Raw genomic sequence first — 21,384 nt, forward strand, 5'->3', positions numbered from 1 at the left:
TTATGTCTATTGAAGAATCTATTACTGAAGTACCGTTATTAGATTTAAATGCCCAATATGATCGTATTCAAGATGAAGTGAAAGAAGCTATCGACAGAGTCCTCGATAGCCAATATTTTATCATGGGGCCTGAGGTCGAATTATTTGAAGAAAATATAGCGGAATATTGTCAAGCAGATTATGCTGTAGGATGTGCATCAGGTTCGGATGCATTATTGTTGTCATTAATGGCACAGGATATTGGTCAAGGGGATGCGGTTATAACAACTTCCTTCACCTTTTTTGCAACAGCGGGTGCAGTAGCGAGGTTGGGTGCGACCCCAATATTTTTAGATATTGATCCCAGTAGTTACAATATTGATCCTGATCAAGTTAAAAGGTTTTTGGAAGGAAACCATCCCTTAAACGAGAAAATTGATGTTACTCCGGATGAGGTGAAAGCTATGATTCCCGTGCACCTGTATGGACAGATGGCTGATATGGATGCTTTTATGGAGTTGGGTGATAAGTATGATATTAAAGTGATTGAGGATGCTGCTCAAGCTATTGGCGCTGAATACAAAGGAAAAAGAGCCGGTAGCATAGGTGATTTTGGCTGTTTTAGTTTCTTTCCGAGTAAAAACCTTGGAGGATATGGAGATGGGGGATTAGTGACCACTGATGATCCTGAGATGGCAGAGAAGCTCAAAGTGTTACGTCTGCATGGAGCGAAACCAAAATATCATCATAGTTTAGTTGGCGTTAACAGTCGTCTTGATGCAATTCAGGCAGCTGTATTGGATGTAAAGTTAAAACATCTTGATAGTTGGTCTGATGCCAGTAGAGAGAAGGCGCTGTTGTATAATCGTTTGTTTAAAGAAGCTAATTTACAGGGAGATCCTAATCAGATAATTTGTGATGGCTCATGTGCAAAAGAAGGGAAAAGTAGTTGTAATTTTGTTAAAAATCCCAAAAAAATATTAACCCCGAAAGAATTACATGGTGATCCTGATAATGACGGCCGACATGTTTATCATCAATATGTGATACGAACGGGAGCCCGGGAAGAAATAATGAATGCTTTTGATAAAAAGAATATAGGTTATTCGGTTTATTATCCCGTGCCTATGCATGAGCAGGAATGCTTTCAGTATTTAGGGTATGAACCTAAAGATTGTCCGATATCATCGTGTGCAAGTAACACAACACTTGCCCTTCCTATTTATCCAGAGTTAACTGGGGCACAACAGCAATACGTTGTAGATACGATAAAAGAAATACTAAATAATATTTAAGTAACTAATCAATGTTAGAAGAATTATTAAAAAAAATAGATCAGAGAGAATATAAAATAGGAGTCTTGGGGTTGGGATATGTAGGTCTGCCCCTGATGTGGACCTTCCACAGTAATGATATGCCAGTACTGGGTTTTGACATTGATAAAGAAAAAATTAATTACATTAAAGAGGGGCGATCATATATTAAGCACTTGGGCGAAGAAATGATGCAGGAGTTGGCCGGTAGTGATAAGTGTGATGCTACTACGGATTTTACTCGTGTTTCTGAGGTCGATGCCCTGCTGTTTTGTGTTCCTACTCCACTGGACGAGCACCGTGAGCCCGATATGCAGTATGTTGAAAAAACCTGTCTGACGGTCGGAGAGCACCTGCGCGAAGGACAGCTGGTGATCTTGGAATCCACTACTTATCCCGGCACTACCGAAGAGCTGGTTATTCCAATACTGGAATCAAAGTCAGGACTAACAGCCGGAGAAGACTTTTATGTGGCATACAGTCCCGAACGTGAAGATCCGGGCAATGTTAATTTTGATACGAGTAGTATCCCAAAAGTAGTAGGTGGGCATACACAAGAGGGGGTAGAATTGGCATGTGCTTTATATGATACATCTATAGTGCAAACGGTACCTGTTTCCGATACCAAGACTGCTGAAGCCGTAAAGATTACTGAAAATGTATTTCGTGCTGTAAATATTGCTCTTGTCAATGAATTAAAAGTGGTATTTGCCGAGATGGATATTGATGTGCATGAAGTATTGGATGCTGCGGATACGAAGCCTTTCGGTTTTATGAAGTTTGTCCCCGGTCCGGGTTTGGGCGGGCATTGTATTCCCATAGATCCTTTTTATTTGACTTGGAAGGCACGTGAATTTGATCAGCATACACGGTTTATTGAATTGGCGGGTGAGGTTAATACAAAGATGCCACAATATGTGATTGATCAGACGTTAAAAGCGTTAAATGCCCATAAAAAAGCTGTTAATGGTAGTGATGTACTTGTACTTGGATTAGCATATAAACCGGATGTAGATGACATGCGTGAATCTCCTACGTTTGAAATTATGGATCTGTTGAAAAAGTACGGTGCCAATGTTTCTTATTATGATTCGCATATTCCCGAGATAAAACCTACTCGCGAGTACGATCAATGGACGGGCACAGAATCGGTCAGTTGGGATGAGTCAACGATCAGTAGCTATGATGCCGTAATTATTGCAACTAATCATTCTGATATCAATTACAAAGAGTTATCTGAATGGAGTAATTGTATTATCGATACTCGTAATGCGATGAATGGCTATGGAAAAGGAGAGAAGCATATCTGGCAAGCATAGCGGATGACGTTTTAGGTGAAGGTTGAGTTTAGTTGAGAGGCATCTTCGAAAGGGGTGGGGTATGACGTGTATAAGTGTTGCAGTTGTTAAGTGTTAAAGTGGAGGAGTTTGAAAGTACTGTTATATTTATATCCGGTAATTCCAATAGAGTTTATATCGATTGACACGAGTTTGGTTTAAAAGTTCATTATCAGCAAGTATTTTTAAAAAAACGCTGCCTGTATTCTGTAGGGACACTTTTTCACCAGTGATACGTTTTTGTGGTACACCAGTGGGTACAGCAATTCCTGATATCGATCTCTCTGTTTAGCAGGGACTGAAAATGATGCCACTCATAATCGATTGGCCGCAGGTTCAATATCAATTCGGCAAACTCATCGATACCCGTATCCTTCCAAAACCAACGCTGATGTCATAATGAGTGGAACGAGGTGGAGTCGAAGGATTTTCCCAGTAAATATTTGTAAGTGGTTGAGAGGTATCCTTTTGATTCTAAGTGAGCCTTTTAGTAGGAGATACGTTCGACTACGGCCTTGAAAAAAACAAGACCTCCGCTCAGTATGACAGTGCTTTTAATGGATTTGGGATGACACTGCTTTTTTATGGGGTAATTCATGAAGTTAGCACTACAAAATTCCCCTCTCGAGAGGGGTGCCGAGCTTGCGAGGGGAGGTGTGTAACACATTTAGCCATCCACCCCATCAAATCTGAAAAGCACAGATTTGATATCCGTACCCCCTCCCAAGAGGGGACTTGATGGCTCTATGCTTGATGGCCTGGGCGAACCTGGTATCGGGAGATTCCTCGACTTACGCTCCCCGTAGTACGGGACACAGCGGGATGACGCCCAAAAAGAATAACGGATGGTAGAACAACGACGTCATTTCGCCCGTTACGAGTGGGTTGTAGCATCGAGTAATATCGGATAAGTGACTTTATTTACTTGCAATAATCTCCCACCCTTTTTAGTTTCATAAAGAAACCATAACGAAACTAATTTGTTATGCCAAGTATCACAGTAAAAAATATCCCGGAAGAAATTTATGATCGAGTCCGTGAGCAGGCCGAGGCTCACCATCGCAGCATCAACAGTGAAATCATTGCCTGTTTAGAGCAAACCGTCAAATCTCAAAAGGTTTCTACTGACGATATTTTACAAGAAGCACGGCGACTGCGAAAAAAAGCAAAAGGGAGCCTCTCTTCCGAAGAAATTGAATCCGCTATTAATCAAGGGCGATCGTGATTGTTGTCGATACGAATATTCTTGCACATTTTTGGCTGCCATCGGATTCAACGGATCTTTGTGACGAGCTTTATCAAAAGGATCCACAATGGGTGGCTCCTATTCTTTGGCGAAGTGAATTTCGAAATGTAGTGGCGCTATATTTGAGAAAAGGTTTGATCGAATTAGCAGAAGCTTTGCTGATTATGGAGAAGGCTGAGCTTCAAATGAAAGACCGGCAGTTTCAGGTGAATTCAGTGCAAGTTCTTTATCATGTCGGGCAATCGACCTGTTCTTCCTATGATTGTGAATTCGTAAGCTTAGCCAAGGATCTCGATCTTGAATTAATTACCATGGACGAGGAACTTCTGCGGGAGTTCCCGGAATTAGCTAAACATCCGGAGAATGTAATCGGATCATAAATTTGGTGCAGGAGACTTACCCCAAAGTGGGCATTGTACCAGAATTTGGGACGGTACATTTACTTGTTAGAACAATTCTTGAGCATATTACCGGCAACCGGTACACAATTATTATTTTCACCCTCTATCCTTTCTACAGAATACTTATGCCGAAGTAACCCGAGAAATTGGCAATAAAAAGTTTATCACAACGACAGGCCCCCGGTAGGGCGGGACACGGCTGGATGACGCCTTAAAGAGAATTGGAACAACGACGTCATTTCGAGTGGAGCGCAGCGAAACCGAGAAATCCATCATGCTGGCTAACTACAGATAAGCTTCTATAGATCTCTTCATGATATTTACCTGTTAGCAGGTTCAGGTCGAGGAGTACAACATGTTTAATAATGATATGAGCTGCTCCTGCAGATCTATACAATTTGCCACGATTACTTGGGTCTCTGGTCGAGATGATAAGCAAAAAAAAAGAATGTCATTTCGAACGAAGTGAGAAATCCATGTTTTGGGTTATGTACTCAGTACAGAAAACAAAGATCTCTCCCTAACAGTCGAGATGACAAAAGAAATGAGTGGTTTGTCAGTTGATTTTGTAATAAGGATGAAAGCCCCACCAAGGACGTCATGCCACACCTTGATGCGGCATCTCACACCGCAGTAGCCCCAGTGCAGGCAACGAAACAGAGCAGCGATACCCATTTATTACCGCTGTTTTATTATGGTGGCGGTGCTGATACCTTGCTATGCGAGATTGCGGCTCAGGTCCGCAATGACAGGTTCTGAGCGTTTTGTAGTCGAGAAACATATGGCGCCAATTATAAATTTTCGAAGCATGATAGATCCCTCGACAGGCTCCCCGTAGTATGGGACACAGCGGGATGACACTCCAAACTGCAAGCTAACCTTATTGATAAATCATTTCTCTAGTTGAGAGAGGGTTGTACCCTCGAGTAACAACGAAAATGTTCTTCGGGAGTACAATTCCCTCTGAACACAGAGATGACAAGGTTTATGAATACAATGTAACACCACCAGGACGTCATGTCGCACCTTGATGCGGCATCTCGCACGGCAGTAGTTTTTGTATACAAGCATGGAAAACAGCTCAGCGGTATAAATATCCCCAAATTTTTTATTTGCCGTTATTATATTTCCTGCCGTATCAGATTGCGGATCAATACCGCAATAACATAGTAAAAAAGTAGATGCCATCGACAAAATGCCATTATTTTTTGCCTATACTTATTAGTATCATAAAGGCAAAAATGAGGGATATTTTTACCTTCGTTATTCGTTTGGTCAAAATTGATACTGATACTGCATGATTACTATTCGTGAATTGAGCTCCCATGATGAGCTTTATGATTTCGTTCACTTTCCCTTTTTGCTGTTTGGCGATGATCATCCACAATGGGCGCCGCCTATAATAAGTGATGAGCTGGATAATCTGAATCCTCAGAAAAATCCGGTATTTAATCATGTGGAGGTCAGGTACTTTATGGCCTATAGGCATGAACAGCCGGTGGGGAGGATAGCAGGGATTATAAATGGGCTCGAAGTCCGCGAGCTGGATATCCCTAAAATACGTTTCGGCTATTTTGATTACATCGATGATCCGGATGTTTCCAAAGCACTGCTGAATCAGGTGCGGCAGATGGGTAAAGAACACGAATTGGAGTTTTTGGAAGGTCCGTTGGGACTTTCCAATTTGGATAAGGCGGGCATGCTTGTTGAGGGATTTGAAGAGCCCAATACCATGGTTACGTGGTACGGGATGCCTCACTATCCATCCCACCTCGAGCAGCTGGGGTACGAAAAAGAAAAGGAGTGGGTAGAGTATGAGATTCAGATTCCTGAAGACGGTCCCTCCGATAAAATTGAACGCTTTGCTGAACTCATCAGGGAGCGGTATAACCTTCATATGGTTCGCTTTTCAAATACCAAGGAGATACTCGGTTATGCTGATGAGATGTTTGATCTCATCAATAAAACCTATAGTAATTTAAGTACTTATATCCCTATAAAGCCGGACCAGATTGCTTACTATAAGGATAGATATCTTAAATTTCTTCATCCGGATTTTATCAATTGCGTGGCAGACGAAAACGGCAATCTGGTTGCTTTCGCTATTACGATGCCGTCATTTTCTGAGGCATTGCGTAAAGCGAACGGTAAGTTATTCCCCTTTGGATGGTATCATCTGCTAAAGGCGCGGTACTTTCCCCGGAAAGCGGCTTTCTATCTGATTGGGATCAAGCCGGAATTTCAGAACAAAGGCGTGCCATCTATTATTTTTAAGGAGATGAACGAGGTATTTAACAAAAATGGGATTACCACTGTTGAAAGTAATCCCGAGCTTGCAGATAATGAGGCCATACGATCGCTTTGGAAAAAGTATGAAAACAGGCTTCATAAAAGACGACGAACCTACCGAGATAGCTTGTAAAGTAAAAGATCTAACCAAGACGTCATTTCGACTAAGTCCCGAACGGGACGCACGGAGAAATCTATTAAGGCAATTCGTAGTTGAGAGAGGGTTGTACCCTCGAACAACGGTTATTCGTTATTTGGGTAAACCGTAAAATAGGCACGAAAAAAAATCCCCTTCAGTGGAGGGGTGCCGAGCTTGCGAGGCGGGGTGTGTAACACATTTAGCTACCCACCCCATCAAATCTGAAAAGCACAGATTTGATAACCGTACCCCTCCCAAGAGGGGACTTGATGGCCTGTACGAACCTGGTATCGGGAGATTCATCGACTTACACTCCCCGTAGGACGGGACACAGCAAGATGACGCTAGGTTAAAACATAATACCACATGACGTCACTCCGCACCCGATGCGGAGTCTCGCACGGCAACTGTTGTTATATACTAGCATGGAAACAGTTCAGCGATACCGACTTATTGTTACCGCTGTTCCAATTAGGTAAGTGTTACCGATTTGCTGCCATGCCAGATTGCGGATCAAGGTCCGCAATGACATTTTCTGTTCATTATGTTTTGAATTACCAACCCTGTCATTTCGAGTGGAGCGCAGCGAAACCGAGAAATCTCTGTTTTTGCACATAACTAAAACAAAGATCTCTCCCTGTCGGTCGAGATGACAGGTGAAGGGGATAAAGTGTTGATCTTATACTGTAACCAGAGCGAAGAAATAAGATAAGAACCTAAAATATAAACATGGAAAATCCCCTCCGCTGGAGGGGTGCCGAAGCGAAGCAAGGCGGGGTGGTTTCGCATAAATATGAGTTCCGAGAAGATTGTGCTCTCGGGATGACAGGTTTGACATATAGTATTAGTATTGCGAATCCAGAAAAGCCAGCAATACCGTCATTTCGACTAAGCCCCGAAGGGGACGCACGGAAAAATCTATAGTGGCAATTAATAATTTATGAAGCATGATAGATCCCTCGACTACGCTCGGGATGACGACTTAAAGAGAATTGGAATAATGACGTCATATATCGTGGCAGAAAAAGAATCAATCACACCCAACCAGGGATGGCCGCTTAGGCCTTCGGTTTACCTCTTTCTCTTTCTTTTGCTTTTCATTCTCTTCTTCTCTTCACGAAGCCATAATTCTACATCCGTGTCGAAAGCAGCAGCCAAATGATGAGCCCGAAGGCTGGTTATAGGAAGGTCACCCTCCATAATACCCTGTACTTCCGTTTCAGGCAGGCCTGAAAGTTGAGAAAATTCTTGGGGACTTATATCCTCCTTGCGAAGGTATTTCTTTAAAAGTTGAGCAGGTAATTGATGCATAGTTCTTTTTAACAAGCAATTTCAGTGGTACCGGTTCTCTTGATAATTATTAGATTACAGGGTAAAAAAAGATTTCAATACGTCCCCCTTAAAGCAATAAAAAAAGCCCGCTTAAAAGCGGGCTTTCATATACCAAATATCTTGGCTAAAATTTACTTGTAATCAAGGCTGCGTACCTCAACTGCACTTAAGCCTTTGTCGGTTTCTTCAACGTCGAATTCTACATTCTCTCCGTCTTCAAGACCTTGATTATAATCCAAATTTTCTACGTTATTGCGGTGGACGAAAACATCTTTACTTCCGTCCTCAGGCTCGATAAATCCATATCCTTTCTCTACATCGAACCATTTAACTTTACCTTGTTGTGTCATGTATACTAAGTATTGTGTGTTTATACACCTTAGGTTAAGATCGTCAAAGAAATGTATCGTAAGATAGTTCTATCTTAGATCTCAATTCCAAGGTGGGAATTAAAATTATATTTAAAGATACAATTCTATTTTTGGAATGTCCATCCCCGGCGTGCATATATCCGCATATCCTGACTTCAGTATTAACAAATTATTCTTTCATTATATTTCTAATAACCATATTGGTTTCGATAATTTAAGTAAGAGTCATCAGAGGGATTTTGAACTAATTCAATCGATTTAATCCCTAACCTTAAATTCGGTATCAAGTATGCTCACAGGCACAGATTACGTTCTGGTTTATTATGCGCTGGGCCGGGTGCGTATGTAGGTTGATGAGTTTGAGGAAGGGAGATGGATGGTTTGATGAAAGTAATTGCTGTCTTTCGGTATATGCATTTATCTAATTAAAAGTCGGTGAAACTTCCAATTGCAAAAAATGACCCTCATAAAGTAGGTTTTAGCATTTGGAGAAGTTGCTTGAGCTGATTTGGAGCTATTTGATTTTAAATCGACAAAAGTTCTTAGATATAATCTAAAAACTTAATTTCGGTGGATGGATACATTAGGCCTATCGCATCTGCCAGTTATCGATTAATACTGCAACTCATCGAAAATAGTCGTTAAAACCGGGCGCAGCCTTTTACTTTTTGGAGTCATGTTAAAGTCAGAAGCAAAAATAGTGTCCGATGACTCATTTACAATTCCATATTAAAAGAGTAGTTGTATTATTTTTGGGGGTATTTTTTACTGTAGCCGTACTTCCCATACAGGCGCATCAAGGGGAGCAAACGGTGCTTAAAGGCACTGTGCTTAATGAAGAGGGAAAGCCATTGCATTTGGCTCATGTTATGATTGAGGGAACTTCGAATGGAGATGTAACCGATCGGCAGGGCCGATTTCAAATAGAGGTATCTTCTTCGAGTTCCGTTGTCATGGTTGTTTCAATGGTTGGGTATGCTCCGGCTAAAGAGGAAGTAAATGTAGAGGCCGCGAAAACAGTTGAAATCAATTTTCAGTTACAGCGGAAGCAGGCTAAACTGGATGAGACAACAGTAACGGCCGATGCTTTTACTACTGGTGATACTGAAGGGGTTACCCTGTCTCCAACTGAAGTCGTAACTACACCGGGGGCAGCCGCAGATATTTTTCGATCATTACAGACTTTTCCTGGAGTCTCTAATATGGATGAAGGATCGGGTTTGTTTGTCCGTGGCGGTGATGTGAGTGAGGTTTCATTTGTGCTGGATCAGGCTCCGGTTATACATCCTTATAAATATGAGAGGCCGACTGGCGGAGTGTTTGGAACGATTCCGCCTTTCTTGGTTTCGGGAACTTATTTTTCGACCGGCGGATTTTCAGCTAAATATGGCAATGCGATGTCGGCAGTACTGGCTATGGAATCAAAGGGAATGCCCGATGCTAACCAGTTCGATGCAAATATTGGCATGGCGGCGCTGTCGGCCGGGGGTGCCATTCCGATTGTATCGGATAAGTTGGGAATCCGATTTTCGGGGAATCGAAGCTTATCTCGGTTTATGTTTAAAGTCAATGGCCTGGTCGATGAATTTGAGCAAGCACCAATGGGCGCTAATGGGAATTTCAGTATTATTGCCAAGCCATATCAGGGTACTACCATCAAGTTTTTTAATTATGTAAAAAGCAATCGGGTTGGTGTTCCAGTGCCCCGGCCTTCGTTTGATGCAACCTACCGGAGTAAGGAACAAAATCGTCTCCATAATTTGCAGTGGAAACAGCTTTGGGGCAATTGGCTTGTAAAAACCAGCGCTTCGGTAAATCGCTACCAAAACGATCGGCAGCTGGGCGGGCTCGACCTGAATGAAGCAGACCGAGCATACAAACTACGGTCAGATCTGGAGTTCTCTGGATTTGAAGATATGGTGTGGTATGCCGGTTTAGAATGGGGGCGCTTTGGCAACGAATTTGCGGGACAATTACCTGGCGAGAAAGATATTTTAGATCCCGATGCAGATTTTTATACGATTGATGAACAATACTTTACCAAACGTTTAGGAGGATATCTGGAGTCGGAATATCAGTTGTTTCCTCAATTGGAGCTCCGCTTGGGCGTACGCACGGATTACGAAAATCATGCTAAGGAATGGACGATCGATCCACGAATATCATTGCAGTATCAGACAACCAATCACAGCAACATTCGTCTGGCCAGCGGTCGCTACCATCAGTATGCCGAACCCTTTCAATATAATTCTGCAACAGGCAATAAAACCTGGGCGTTCAGCAAGCCTGGCACTACATTATCGGATATGAATTCAGGAAAAACTTATTTCATGTCCGAACGGAGGGCTATTACAAGTCGTATAGTGACTTAATTATTGAGGATGACCAACAAAACCTCAGTAATGCGGGTTATGGTGAAGCGTATGGGGCTGACTTCTTTTTCAAGTATTCTGATTTTATGCGTACGCCTTTCAATGGATGGATTTCATACAGCTTTTTACGATCCAAGCGACTGCATCCCCGCCAAAAATCCGAAAGCATCGATTATGAATATGCGCCTTCAGCTTTTGACATTACACATAATCTAAATGTTGTTGCCAAGGCCTGCCTGGTTGATATGTTAACTGGCGGATTTACCTACCGGTATTCTACGGGACGACCTTTTACACCTATCATAGGCGCCGAACCGGTTTCCAAGGGGTACTATCTACCGGTGGAGGGATCCGTTCACTCGCAGCGGTTCCCAGATTTTCATCGCTTGGATTTAAATTTGAGCTATTACTGGGTTCCAAAGCAGAATTGGTCGGTCATATTTTATGCTTCTGTTTCGAATGTACTCGACAGACAAAACGTAACAGATTACACTTATAACAACGATTATTCACAACGTAGACCTATTTATAGCGATTATAGCCGGTTCGTTTATGCCGGTGTTACCATTAATCTTGAACTCTAAATCACCAGCAAATGAAATATCTAACAACGTTATTTTTCTGTTTGTTAATGATCCCTATGTCGCAACAGGTATCGGCGCAGGATTCTACTCAATTTGACAAAATTCGCCAATCTATTGAAACAGCAGTGGATTCTCTTCAGCCCGAAAGGTTAATTGGGTTGAATACAAAACTAAAAACACTGACTCAAACAGGTGATCCTGAGATAAAAAAATACGCCTATTATTATTTGGGGTACAGCAACTACCGGTTGCAAAATTCCTTTCCTCAGATTAATGAAGATCAACAAGAGAAATATCTCGACGAAGCTACGGGAATGTTTGAGAAAGCAGTGGAAATCGATCGGGAGTTTGCTGAAGCCTACGCCATGCTGGGGAGTTGCTATGGAATGAAAGCCAGTGGAATTTTTTCAGGGATGAAATACGGTCCTAAATCAGATAATGCCATGAGTAAGGCCAAAGAACTGGCTCCCGCAAATCCCCGCATAGTGATGCTTGATGCCATTGGGAAACTATATAAGCCCTCGATGTTTGGTGGAAGTATTGAAGGGGCAATTGAAGGTTTTAAGCGGGCAGCTGAGTTATTTGAGGACTGGCAGCGGCCAAATACGTATGCTCCCAGGTGGGGTGAGGCTGAAGTTTATGCCTGGCTTGGGCAAGGGTATGTAAAAGCCGAGAAATACGAAGAGGCCCGGCAAGCATACCGAAAGGCGCTTGAAGTTAAGCCTGGTTTCCCTTGGGTTAAAAATATGTTGCTTCCCGAATTAGAAGAAAAGTCCGAGTAGCGTTATGGAGAAAACGCACCTCTCACACTTAACGGAAGAAATAAGGCTAAAATATCACAATAAGGTACTGGTCATTAGCGAAGTAATACTGGCGTATATCAGTATTATTGGGCTTATGTGGATAACAGAGTTAATACCGGGATTTGAATCTTGGCAGCAAACTTTTTTAGGTCGGCCAATCTTGAGCGCCATAATATATATGGTATTACCGACCGTGCTGCTCGTTTATTGGCATGGTCGGGTGGAATCGGAAAGGGAGGGCAGGCTGGTTTTTAATGGCAAAAAATTTACAAAGTCGATGATCGCAGGCGCGAAAGCCCTTGCCGTTATGTTTCCCGCTTCTTTTGCTTTTCCCATTGCTGAGATGTTCGGCCTGGGATTTACAGACTGGGGCGGGGCAGGAATCATAGCTTCTTTTTATCTGATAGCCATATTGGGATTGCTTTGGTTGTTTAAGGAAAAAGGTAGTCGAAGAAAAAGGCTTTTCGAGCAGTGATGCGCGCATATCAGGATGGATTTTTATTATCGGGCTATTTCTGGTTGGAATTTTCTATGCTCTGTATCCTCCGGTATCCAATGTTGTAATTGCGCTGGTGTTTGTGGGATTTATGGAAGAGTTCTTTTTTAGAGGTTATATGCAGCCAAGACTGAATTTTGCTTTTGAAAAACGGTTTAACTTTCTGAATTTCCAATTTGGATGGGGACTCATTATAACTTCGGCATTTTTTGGACTCATCCATGTGATTAGTCCGGGAGACAACCCAATGGAGTGGGCATGGGGATTCTGGACCTTTGTTGCCGGATTCGGTTTTGGCGTAATTCGTGAAAAGAATGGCTCGTTTTTGGCTCCGGCCATAGTGCACGGTGTTACGATGATACTACCACTAATTTTTTCATAAATAGAGCCGACCATGAGTACGGATTTTGATAGCATGGAATTGCGATTAGAAAAACCACAGTTATCGACACGTGGCGTTGGATTAGCTTTGTCTGTAGCATTCTTATATCTGCTGTTTTATACCGCAATTATATCCAATGTAGAGGATGTGCCTTTGATAGCCGCTTTCATCAACTCTGCATTAAGTGCCTCTATTAAAGTACTGCTGCTTTTTGGGAGCTGGTATCTTATTATCCGTGAAATGTACAAATTCAGCGGATGGATTAAACTGGCGGCTCATGTATTTGCAGGAGTGATATTCGCAGTAGGATGGTATTATAGCTATTTATGGATTTTTGACCTGTTATTCGGGTTGGAGTTTCTGGAAGGCGGTGGCTTTTTGGAAGAAAAGACCTGGATTATGTCTTCTGCCTACTTTGAATATGCTATTACGTTTTCGGTGATCCACATTATGGATTCAATGAAAAAGCTACGCCTGCGTAAGCAGCAGGCAGCAGAGCTCCGTGAACTTTCGACCCGGCAGCAGATTGCCAATTTGAAAGCACAGTTAAATCCTCATTTTTTGTTTAATACGCTTAACAGCATTAACGCGATGGTATCGAAAGATGTGGGCCAAACGCGTGATATGATTACCGGACTTTCGGATATGTTGCGTTATTCAATCCGAAGTTTTGAAAAAGATCGAGTGGCATTATCCGAAGAGCTGGAATTTGTGAGGCAGTACCTGGAGCTCGAAAAACATCGCTATGGAGATCGATTACAATATGCTATTGCAATCGATGAAGATTTATCGAATGTGGAAATTCCGCCGATGATAATACAGCCTATTGTTGAAAATGCGGTAAAACACGGGATTGCTCCTACCGAAGAGGGTGGAGAGGTGAATATCAGTATTAGCCATGATGGCGAAGAAATGACGGTTTCGGTAGAAGATACCGGTCGTGGATTGGACGATCCTGAGGAGGTAAATTCCTCGGATGGTATCGGTATTCGTAATACGGATGAACATTTACAAAAACGATATGGCCGTCAATCTAAACTACAGTTCGAATCGCTGAATCCACATGGCACAAAAGTGTGGTTTAGAATACCGTTGGGAGGATAGTAGTCATGAAAACGCATCAAGCAGTTATTATAGATGATGAATCGCCGGCTCGCGAGGTGGTGGCAGAGTACCTCGAAGACGTGGATTGGATAGGGGTTGCAGGATCATTTGGGAATCCCCACAAAGCACTGACATTCCTGGAAAAAAATCAGGTAGATTTGCTTTTCTTGGATATACGGATGCCACAGATGTCGGGTTTTGAATTAGTGGATCAGCTTGACACACTTCCCCATATTGTTTTTTCGACTGCTTATGATGAATATGCTATTCGGGCTTTTGATATCAATGCGGTGGATTATCTGCTCAAACCATATACCAAAAAGCGATTTCTGGAAGCCCTGAAACGGGTTCGTCAAATTGCGGGTGATAATAATCAGCAGAAGCGAATTCGTGCTTAACTTCATCAGGTTAAGGAGCAAGAGGATTATCCCAAGCAACTGTTTGTCCGTAGTCGGGATCGTATTATCCCGGTTATGGTAGATGATATCCTCTGGATTGAAGCGGAAGGGGACTATGCATGCATTCATCTTGAAGAAAAGACTGTATTTTGTGGAATCGGTTTGGGTAAACTCATGGATAGAGTTGACCCTGAGCGCTTTGTCCGCGTGCATCGGTCGCACGCTATTGCACTTTCGGCTTTAAAAAAATTAGACCCGGACGGTTACGGTGGTTTTACGGCTACATTATCTGATGATACTGAAGTTAAAGTGAGTCGACATTATGCCAAGCGAATCAAGAATTTTATTATTTAAGAAAATAGTAAACGGATACCTGCCGACTTGCTGATATTGGTTCTTTAGATATTAAGTCTGTTTAAGGCTTATGTATTTATTCTTTAAAATATGCCAAAACTCTTATTTGCATAAAGTTTTTTACTATCTTACTCTAAGTGCATTGCACAAAAGTAAGAATCAATAATAATGGAAGAGGAAAGATTATGAAGCTTAACAAAATATTAGTTGTAGTTGCTACTTTTGCATTGATGTTTAGCATGATGCCCGAAAAAACGTCAGCTCAGTGGAGTTTGGGCGCTTCCTACGAAATAAGAGATGAGGATCCGCAGAATGGTTTCGGAGTTCGTCTCGAACGTCAAATTCTGAATAAAATTCCCGTCGTAAATCTTAAATTACGTGGGCATTTCAGTTACTTCAACGATGATATCTCATATGATAACAGAACATATTCTACTGATATCACTAATTACGATTATGGATTAGCGGCTGTTGGTGGAGTTTCTCTCGGTTTGTTAAGTCCATACGTGGGGCTGGGATTAGGAGCTTCTACTCTTGATGTAAGTCGGGATAATCTTCCCCAAAACTCTCCAATGGATTCAGAGAATAACGATAGTGCTATCTATTGGAATGGCTTTGTGGGAGCAGAGGTGAGTCCCATACCAATGATTAAACCATTTGTAGAATATCGTTTTGAGGATGTTGCTAATTATAGTGATGAGCTTTCCGATGTAAAAAATAGCAACGGACGGCTTATTTTTGGAGTTTCTCTGTCGTTCTAAATACATATATTCATTCAAAAGGCGGACGTTGTTAAAGCGTCCGCTTTTTTATTTTAAATTATCTTAGTGATTGCTAAATAGGCATACAGTTCCTTTTTTGAATGTAAAAGGTATTGGTGTTGTTTTAATGATAGTGAAAGCGCTTAAATATTGTCACATGTAATATATGGCAGATACAAAAACGACATATGATATTGATCTGAACGATTATATTCTGGATCCGCCTCAGCAAGATGATCTTGATGAGCTGTTAAAAGTATGCCGTGAAAATCTGGAAGAGGTTGATGAAAACCTTGTTTCACGCGCATTTAAGCTCTGCTATATATCGCACGAGGGTATTGAGCGGGCATCCGGTGAGCCCTACTACTATCATCCCGTGTCAGTAGCTAAAATTGTGGCATCAGAAATTAATATTGATGATGTTTCAGTCGTTGCTTCGCTGCTGCATGACACAGTCGAAGACACTGAGGTTACCCTCGATGATATCAAAGAAAAATTTGGTGACACGGTATCGCATCTCATTGACGGGGTGACGAAGATTTCGGGTGTATTTAAGAGTCGCAACACCAAGCAGGCCGAAACTTTTATGAAGATGCTTCTGTCGATGGCAGAAGATATCCGCGTGGTGTTAATTAAGTTTGCCGACCGGCTGCACAATATGCGTACAATTCAGCACATGCCACGCGAAAAGCAGATGCAAAAGGCGACAGAGACGATGGAGCTGTATGCTCCACTGGCTCATCGTTTTGGGCTTTTTAATATTAAAAGTGAGCTCGAAGATCTCTGTTTTAAAGTAATCGATCCCAATTCCTACAAGTTTATAGCTCGTAAGCTTCGGGAAAAGAAAGAGGCTCGTGAGGCCTTTATCGAGGAGTTCATGGAGCCTATCGACGAAGAGTTGGAAAAGCAGGGATTTTCTTTTGAGATGAAGGGGCGTCCCAAGCACATTTATTCCATATTTAGAAAAATGCAGCGCCAACAAAAGCCATTCGAGGAGATTTACGATCTTTTTGCCATCCGGATTATCCTTGAACAACCCCATACCAAAGAGGACTGCTGGCGGGTATATTCTATTATTACGGATTGGTACACCCCTATTCCCAAGCGGTTCCGCGATTTTATATCGGTACCCAAAGCCAATGGTTATCAATCGTTGCATACGACGGTAATTACCAAGAAAGGCCGCAAGGTGGAGGTACAGATTCGTACGCGCCATATGGATGATATTGCTGAAAAAGGGGTGGCCGCACACTGGAAATATAAAGAGGGCAAAGAGAACGGCTCTGAGACGCTGGATAAATTTGTGCACTGGGTACGTGATATCTTGGATAATCCCCGTCCCGATGCGGCGACAGAATTTGTTAAAGATTTTCAGCTGAATCTGTATCAGGATGAAATTTACGTGTTTACTCCCGATGGAGAGCTGCGAACCTTACCGCAGGGGGCAACGCCTATCGATTTTGCTTTTGATATCCACAGCGAAATTGGAGAGCGGGCGATTGCTGCAAAGATAAATGGTAAAATGGCGCCTCTTCGCCAGAAGTTGGATATCGGTGACCAGGTAGAGATTATTACAGGGAATAAAATTAATCTCAATCCTGACTGGATTAATGATGTTGTTACTCATAAGGCCAAATCCCGCATTCGGCAGTACATCAAACAGAAAGAACGTCAGACGGCCGAGGAGGGACGAGAGATCTGGGAGAAAAGAGCCAAGCGCGCCAATATTGAAATATCGGATCAGGATCTGACGCGCATTGCCCAGAAACTGAAATTCGATTCCACACAAGACCTGTTTTATGATATTGGCAAGGGAAGCTTTGATGTTAATGAGCTCTACAATGTTGTTAAGCAGTTTACCAGCAAGGGACGTATTGATGAGAAGGAGGACGAAGATAAGCCGGCTCCTGTAACCGAAGAGGAAATTCAGGAAACATATATCAATGCGGCGCGTTCGATTAGTGATGATAAAGCGCTGGTTATAAATGGAGAGCTCACTAATGTTAAATACAGTTATGCCAATTGCTGTAATCCTATTCCCGGTGATGATGTGATGGGATTCATCAGTCGAACAGGTGATGTGAAGGTGCATCGATCAAACTGCAAGAATATTCATCATCTGATACAAACCGACGGCGAACGTATTGTGGATGTCTCATGGGCGAAAAATATTGATTCCAAATTTCTTGGTGCTGTTAAAGTCATCGGTGAAGATCGAGTGGGTATGATTAATGATATTACTGATGTGCTTTCGAAATCGCTTGAGACGAATATGAAAAGCATCAACGTAAATAGCGACAGTGGCATGTTTGAAGGCATTCTTACGGTCTATGTTGATGACATTGACCACCTCGGACGTATTGTCAATAAATTGCAGAATGTGGGAGGCGTAAAAAGCGTATTCAGGTATGAATAAATTGTTGTTTTCCTTACTACTTATCGGCTAAGTTCATTTTTATCTCTGGGATAAAAGTAATATCATCAACCTGGTAAAAATTTGGTGCTTTTCCACTATTACAGCTACGGGACACTGTAAAAACAGTGTTGAATTACAGAGTTAAAAAAGATCTTTTTTAATTTATGATAACCTATACTAAAAGAGATATCGTGAGACGCGTTGCTGAGGAGATGGACGAGCCCATGGTTCAGTCCGATCCGTGGGTAAATGCAGTGTTGGATGCTTTGCGCGAGACGATGATGGACGCAGACCCAACGTGTCGGATTGAATTGCGCGATTTTGGTGTTTTTGAAGTGAAGAAGACCAAAGCGAAGCCAAAAGCCCGAAATCCGCGCACAAACGAAGAGATTTATGTGCCGGCGCATCGCAAAACACATTTTAAACCCAGTAAACTGTTAAAAGAATTTTTAAAACAACCTCTTGAAGAAGAGGAAGTAGAAGAAATGGAAGATTAGTCGTGGCAGAATATGGAAGAATAATCGGTATCGATGTAGGAACAAAATGGATTGGCTTGGCCCGTACCGACTTATTAAAAACTGTAGCCAATCCTATCGGAACCTATTATGTTGATGACGTTTTTGAAGCACTTGAAGAACAGGTTGAAAATGAAAACGTCGAAAAGATTGTAGTAGGTTGGCCGCTTACTCCCGAAGGTGATGAAGGCAGAGCCATCAAAATGGTTGAGGAATTCCTAACCAAACTTGAGGCCAAATTTCCCGATATTGAAATCGCTAAGATTGATGAGCGTTATACCACGAAGGAGGCCGTTCGAGCAATGGTTGAAGCGGGAGTTCCCAAAATGAAAAGGCGTGAATCTGATCGCATAAACCAGGCTGCTGCCGCTATAATTCTTCAGAAATATATTGAACTTGTAAAAGCAGATAATGTCCGTATTACCGATCGTTACATATGATGATGAAGTGCTTCGCAAAGAAGCAGAACCTATCAAAAAAAACACTCCTGAAATTCAGCAGCTTATCGACGATATGTTCGATACTATGTATAATTCTGATGGGGTCGGGCTTGCTGCTCCGCAAATAGGGGAACTGCGTAGGATTTTTGTAGCTGATGCCGGTCCGCTGACGGAGGAAGAGGGAGGGAGTAAATATGGTCCTTTGGCACTTATCAATCCTGAGATTACCTTCGAAAGTGAGGAGGAAGTTGACATGGAGGAAGGATGCCTGAGTATACCGGGTGTTAATGCATCAGTAACCCGTCCCGAAAAAATTGTAGTGAGCTACCTGGATCGTGATTTTAATGAGCAGCAGCTGGAAGTAGACGGGTGGTTGGCAAGGGTGATACAGCATGAAACCGATCATCTTGATGGTATTTTATTTCTGGATCATCTTTCCATGTTTAAACGAAAACTGTTGAGTTCCAAGCTCAATAAAATTGCTGAGGGACGTACCGAAATAGATTATCCCATTGTTCCCAAAAAGCAAGAAACCAAGTAGAGGCTTTTATGCGCATTGTATTTATGGGTTCTCCGGATTTTGCCATTCCCAGCTTGGAGCGACTGCATAAATCTGATCACGAAATAGTATCGGTTGTAAGTAATGTTGATAAGCGGCGCGGCCGACGTGCAAAACCATCGCCAACGGCTGTAAAAAAGAAAGCGCTTGAATTGGATTTGCCGGTTATAGAGGTGGAAGAGCTCAATGATCCCGGCTTTTATGATGAGCTCAACGCATTGAACGCCGACCTCTTTGTGGTTGTCGCATTTCGGATTTTACCGCCGGATATTCTGGATCTGCCCCAAAAAGGATCTATTAATCTTCATGCCTCGCTGCTTCCCAAGTATCGAGGGGCGGCTCCCATACATTGGGCCATTATGAATGGAGAAGAGAAGACCGGCTGTACGGTTTTCTTTTTGGATGAAAAAGTTGATACCGGGAATATTATTGAGCAGCGGGAAACAGATATTGGTCCCAATGAAACGACCGGTGATGTATACAAGCGCCTTAAAAAGATGGGCAGTCAACTGTTAATGGACGCCGTCGATCAGATCGAACAGGATTCGTATCAGCTGCAGGAACAGGATCACGATAAAGCAACGCCGGCCCCCAAATTATTTACGGAGGATTGTAAAATTGATTTCAGTAAAACGGCTGAGGAGATACACAATAAAATTCGTGGACTTAGTCCATTTCCAACGGCCTGGGCTATGCTCGATGATTTGAAATTTAACATGTACCGATCAGAAGTGGGCCCTTCCAAAGATTTAGCTCCGGGACGTCTGCAGATGCATAATGATGAACTTATTGCCGGATGCAAGGATGGAAGCGTAGCATTGAAAAAAGTACAATTGGAGGGAAAAAAGCGAATGAGCGGAAAGGATTTTATGAACGGGTATAACGGTCGTGGAATGCTTCATTAAAATATCCCGAAAGGAAATTTTCATTGATAAATAATCAGATAATTGTCATATAATCACTTTCACTTTCATCCAACAAAAAAACAACTGTTAATATGGAATTATCACCATTCATGAATGCTGCTAAAAAGGGAGATTTGTCTCAAGTAAAGAAATTAAGTGAGGGTGATCACGATATTGATGAAGCTGCTAAAAATGGCGTTACCCCTCTTATTCTGGCAGCTGAAAATAATCAGGAAGAGGTTGTTGATTTTCTGTTGGATGAGGGGGCCGATGTCAATGCTGCAACAGCAATGGGCGGTACTGCTGTTAGCAGGGCGGCCGAAAATGGACATGTTGATATTATCGGGAAGCTGCTTGACCACGGAGCAAAGGCCGGTGATTTAGCTCTTATCGCCGCTGCACGGGAAGGAAAGTTAGAAGCCGTTAAGCTGTTGGTCGAAAATGGTGCCAATGTCAACGCGGAGCAGCGATGGGGACAGACCCCTTTGATGCTTGCTGCCAGAGAAGGTCATTCGGATATTGTTAGTTATTTGCTGGCAAACAAGGCAAGGATAAAAGTGAAGGATAAAGATGGTCATTCGGCCTTGTCACTGGCTCTGGATAATGATAATGCTGAAATCGCGAGTCTATTACGGCGGGCCGGAGCAAAGGCTGATGCCGCCCGTGAAGGTGAATCAGATCCGGATGACGAAGAGGGGGATGATGTTCTGGATACAGATGATTTTGACGACCTAATTGATGAAGAGGAAATCCCTGAGGATATCGATCTGGATGAAGATTAGGGGTAAATTAATTCAGGAATTGTTTACAAAAGATCGTTTGAACTCTTATTTTTAGTTGAAAATAAATAACACGCGATTTTATATCGTGAGAACTTTAACGAAGTAA

Annotated in this window: 23 protein-coding genes; 21 read left to right on the forward strand and 2 right to left on the reverse strand. The window is 42.4% G+C overall.

Annotated features, from left to right (window positions below; translation table 11 throughout):
• Positions 1-2: 2 nt before the first annotated feature.
• From ACQ4LT_RS08605 to ACQ4LT_RS08630, 6 genes are all read left to right on the forward strand, one after another.
• Positions 3-1,274, forward strand: a complete 1,272-nt coding sequence (locus tag ACQ4LT_RS08605) for a DegT/DnrJ/EryC1/StrS family aminotransferase (RefSeq protein WP_445665626.1) — start codon at positions 3-5, stop codon at positions 1,272-1,274.
• Between the two features lie 11 nt (positions 1,275-1,285).
• Complete coding sequence (locus ACQ4LT_RS08610) at positions 1,286-2,611, forward strand: nucleotide sugar dehydrogenase (RefSeq protein ID WP_445665627.1); 1,326 nt, start codon at positions 1,286-1,288, stop codon at positions 2,609-2,611.
• A gap of 496 nt (positions 2,612-3,107) precedes the next feature.
• Positions 3,108-3,368: a hypothetical protein gene (locus ACQ4LT_RS08615; RefSeq protein ID WP_445665628.1), complete on the forward strand. Its 261-nt coding sequence runs from the start codon at positions 3,108-3,110 to the stop codon at positions 3,366-3,368.
• Positions 3,369-3,614: 246 nt separating this feature from the next.
• Entirely contained in the window at positions 3,615-3,854 is a 240-nt protein-coding gene (locus ACQ4LT_RS08620) for a FitA-like ribbon-helix-helix domain-containing protein (RefSeq protein ID WP_445665629.1), read from the forward strand.
• Entirely contained in the window at positions 3,851-4,255 is a 405-nt protein-coding gene (locus ACQ4LT_RS08625; protein WP_445665630.1) for a type II toxin-antitoxin system VapC family toxin, read from the forward strand. Before ACQ4LT_RS08620 ends, ACQ4LT_RS08625 begins: the two co-directional genes overlap by 4 nt.
• Positions 4,256-5,573: 1,318 nt before the next feature.
• A complete protein-coding gene (locus ACQ4LT_RS08630) occupies positions 5,574-6,698 on the forward strand; it encodes a GTP cyclohydrolase (RefSeq protein WP_445665631.1) in 1,125 nt (374 codons plus the stop codon).
• 1,077 nt (positions 6,699-7,775) lie between these two features.
• Here ACQ4LT_RS08630 and ACQ4LT_RS08635 read toward each other — a convergent pair.
• Positions 7,776-8,015 (reverse strand): hypothetical protein, encoded by a 240-nt coding sequence (locus ACQ4LT_RS08635; protein ID WP_445665632.1) that lies wholly within the window; start codon positions 8,013-8,015, stop codon positions 7,776-7,778.
• Positions 8,016-8,167: 152 nt separating this feature from the next.
• On the reverse strand, positions 8,168-8,386 hold the full coding sequence (locus ACQ4LT_RS08640; protein WP_445665633.1) for a cold-shock protein: 219 nt from the start codon (positions 8,384-8,386) through the stop codon (positions 8,168-8,170).
• A 728-nt stretch (positions 8,387-9,114) separates the two neighbouring features.
• Between ACQ4LT_RS08640 and ACQ4LT_RS08645 the strand changes: the two genes are divergently transcribed.
• From ACQ4LT_RS08645 to ACQ4LT_RS08715, 15 genes are all read left to right on the forward strand, one after another.
• Positions 9,115-10,779 (forward strand): TonB-dependent receptor, encoded by a 1,665-nt coding sequence (locus ACQ4LT_RS08645; RefSeq protein ID WP_445665634.1) that lies wholly within the window; start codon positions 9,115-9,117, stop codon positions 10,777-10,779.
• On the forward strand, positions 10,707-11,363 hold the full coding sequence (locus ACQ4LT_RS08650; RefSeq protein ID WP_445665918.1) for a hypothetical protein: 657 nt from the start codon (positions 10,707-10,709) through the stop codon (positions 11,361-11,363). The genes ACQ4LT_RS08645 and ACQ4LT_RS08650 overlap by 73 nt, the downstream gene beginning before the upstream one ends.
• A gap of 56 nt (positions 11,364-11,419) precedes the next feature.
• A complete protein-coding gene (locus ACQ4LT_RS08655) occupies positions 11,420-12,145 on the forward strand; it encodes a tetratricopeptide repeat protein (RefSeq protein WP_445665635.1) in 726 nt (241 codons plus the stop codon).
• Positions 12,146-12,149: 4 nt separating this feature from the next.
• Entirely contained in the window at positions 12,150-12,641 is a 492-nt protein-coding gene (locus ACQ4LT_RS08660; protein WP_445665636.1) for a hypothetical protein, read from the forward strand.
• Positions 12,642-12,702: 61 nt separating this feature from the next.
• Positions 12,703-13,044, forward strand: a complete 342-nt coding sequence (locus ACQ4LT_RS08665; RefSeq protein ID WP_445665919.1) for a CPBP family glutamic-type intramembrane protease — start codon at positions 12,703-12,705, stop codon at positions 13,042-13,044.
• A gap of 12 nt (positions 13,045-13,056) precedes the next feature.
• Positions 13,057-14,148 carry a sensor histidine kinase gene (locus tag ACQ4LT_RS08670; RefSeq protein WP_445665637.1) on the forward strand — a complete coding sequence of 364 codons (1,092 nt, stop codon included), beginning with the start codon at positions 13,057-13,059 and terminating at the stop codon, positions 14,146-14,148.
• A gap of 5 nt (positions 14,149-14,153) precedes the next feature.
• Positions 14,154-14,546 carry a LytR/AlgR family response regulator transcription factor gene (locus tag ACQ4LT_RS08675; protein WP_445665638.1) on the forward strand — a complete coding sequence of 131 codons (393 nt, stop codon included), beginning with the start codon at positions 14,154-14,156 and terminating at the stop codon, positions 14,544-14,546.
• A 66-nt stretch (positions 14,547-14,612) separates the two neighbouring features.
• Positions 14,613-14,900 carry a LytTR family DNA-binding domain-containing protein gene (locus ACQ4LT_RS08680; protein ID WP_445665920.1) on the forward strand — a complete coding sequence of 96 codons (288 nt, stop codon included), beginning with the start codon at positions 14,613-14,615 and terminating at the stop codon, positions 14,898-14,900.
• 185 nt (positions 14,901-15,085) lie between these two features.
• The gene (locus ACQ4LT_RS08685) at positions 15,086-15,661 is read left to right on the forward strand and encodes an outer membrane protein (RefSeq protein WP_445665639.1); all 576 of its coding nucleotides are present in this window, start codon (positions 15,086-15,088) and stop codon (positions 15,659-15,661) included.
• Positions 15,662-15,827: 166 nt separating this feature from the next.
• Positions 15,828-18,077 (forward strand): RelA/SpoT family protein, encoded by a 2,250-nt coding sequence (locus ACQ4LT_RS08690; RefSeq protein WP_445665640.1) that lies wholly within the window; start codon positions 15,828-15,830, stop codon positions 18,075-18,077.
• 164 nt (positions 18,078-18,241) lie between these two features.
• Complete coding sequence (locus ACQ4LT_RS08695) at positions 18,242-18,574, forward strand: HU family DNA-binding protein (RefSeq protein ID WP_445665641.1); 333 nt, start codon at positions 18,242-18,244, stop codon at positions 18,572-18,574.
• 2 nt (positions 18,575-18,576) lie between these two features.
• Positions 18,577-19,032 carry a Holliday junction resolvase RuvX gene (ruvX, locus tag ACQ4LT_RS08700; RefSeq protein WP_445665642.1) on the forward strand — a complete coding sequence of 152 codons (456 nt, stop codon included), beginning with the start codon at positions 18,577-18,579 and terminating at the stop codon, positions 19,030-19,032.
• Positions 19,004-19,573 carry a peptide deformylase gene (gene def, locus ACQ4LT_RS08705; RefSeq protein WP_445665643.1) on the forward strand — a complete coding sequence of 190 codons (570 nt, stop codon included), beginning with the start codon at positions 19,004-19,006 and terminating at the stop codon, positions 19,571-19,573. Before ruvX ends, def begins: the two co-directional genes overlap by 29 nt.
• Positions 19,574-19,581: 8 nt before the next feature.
• A complete protein-coding gene (gene fmt / locus ACQ4LT_RS08710; RefSeq protein ID WP_445665644.1) occupies positions 19,582-20,496 on the forward strand; it encodes a methionyl-tRNA formyltransferase in 915 nt (304 codons plus the stop codon).
• Between the two features lie 92 nt (positions 20,497-20,588).
• On the forward strand, positions 20,589-21,278 hold the full coding sequence (locus ACQ4LT_RS08715; protein ID WP_445665645.1) for an ankyrin repeat domain-containing protein: 690 nt from the start codon (positions 20,589-20,591) through the stop codon (positions 21,276-21,278).
• Positions 21,279-21,384: the final 106 nt, after the last annotated feature.

The organism is Fodinibius sp. AD559, from assembly GCF_052712805.1.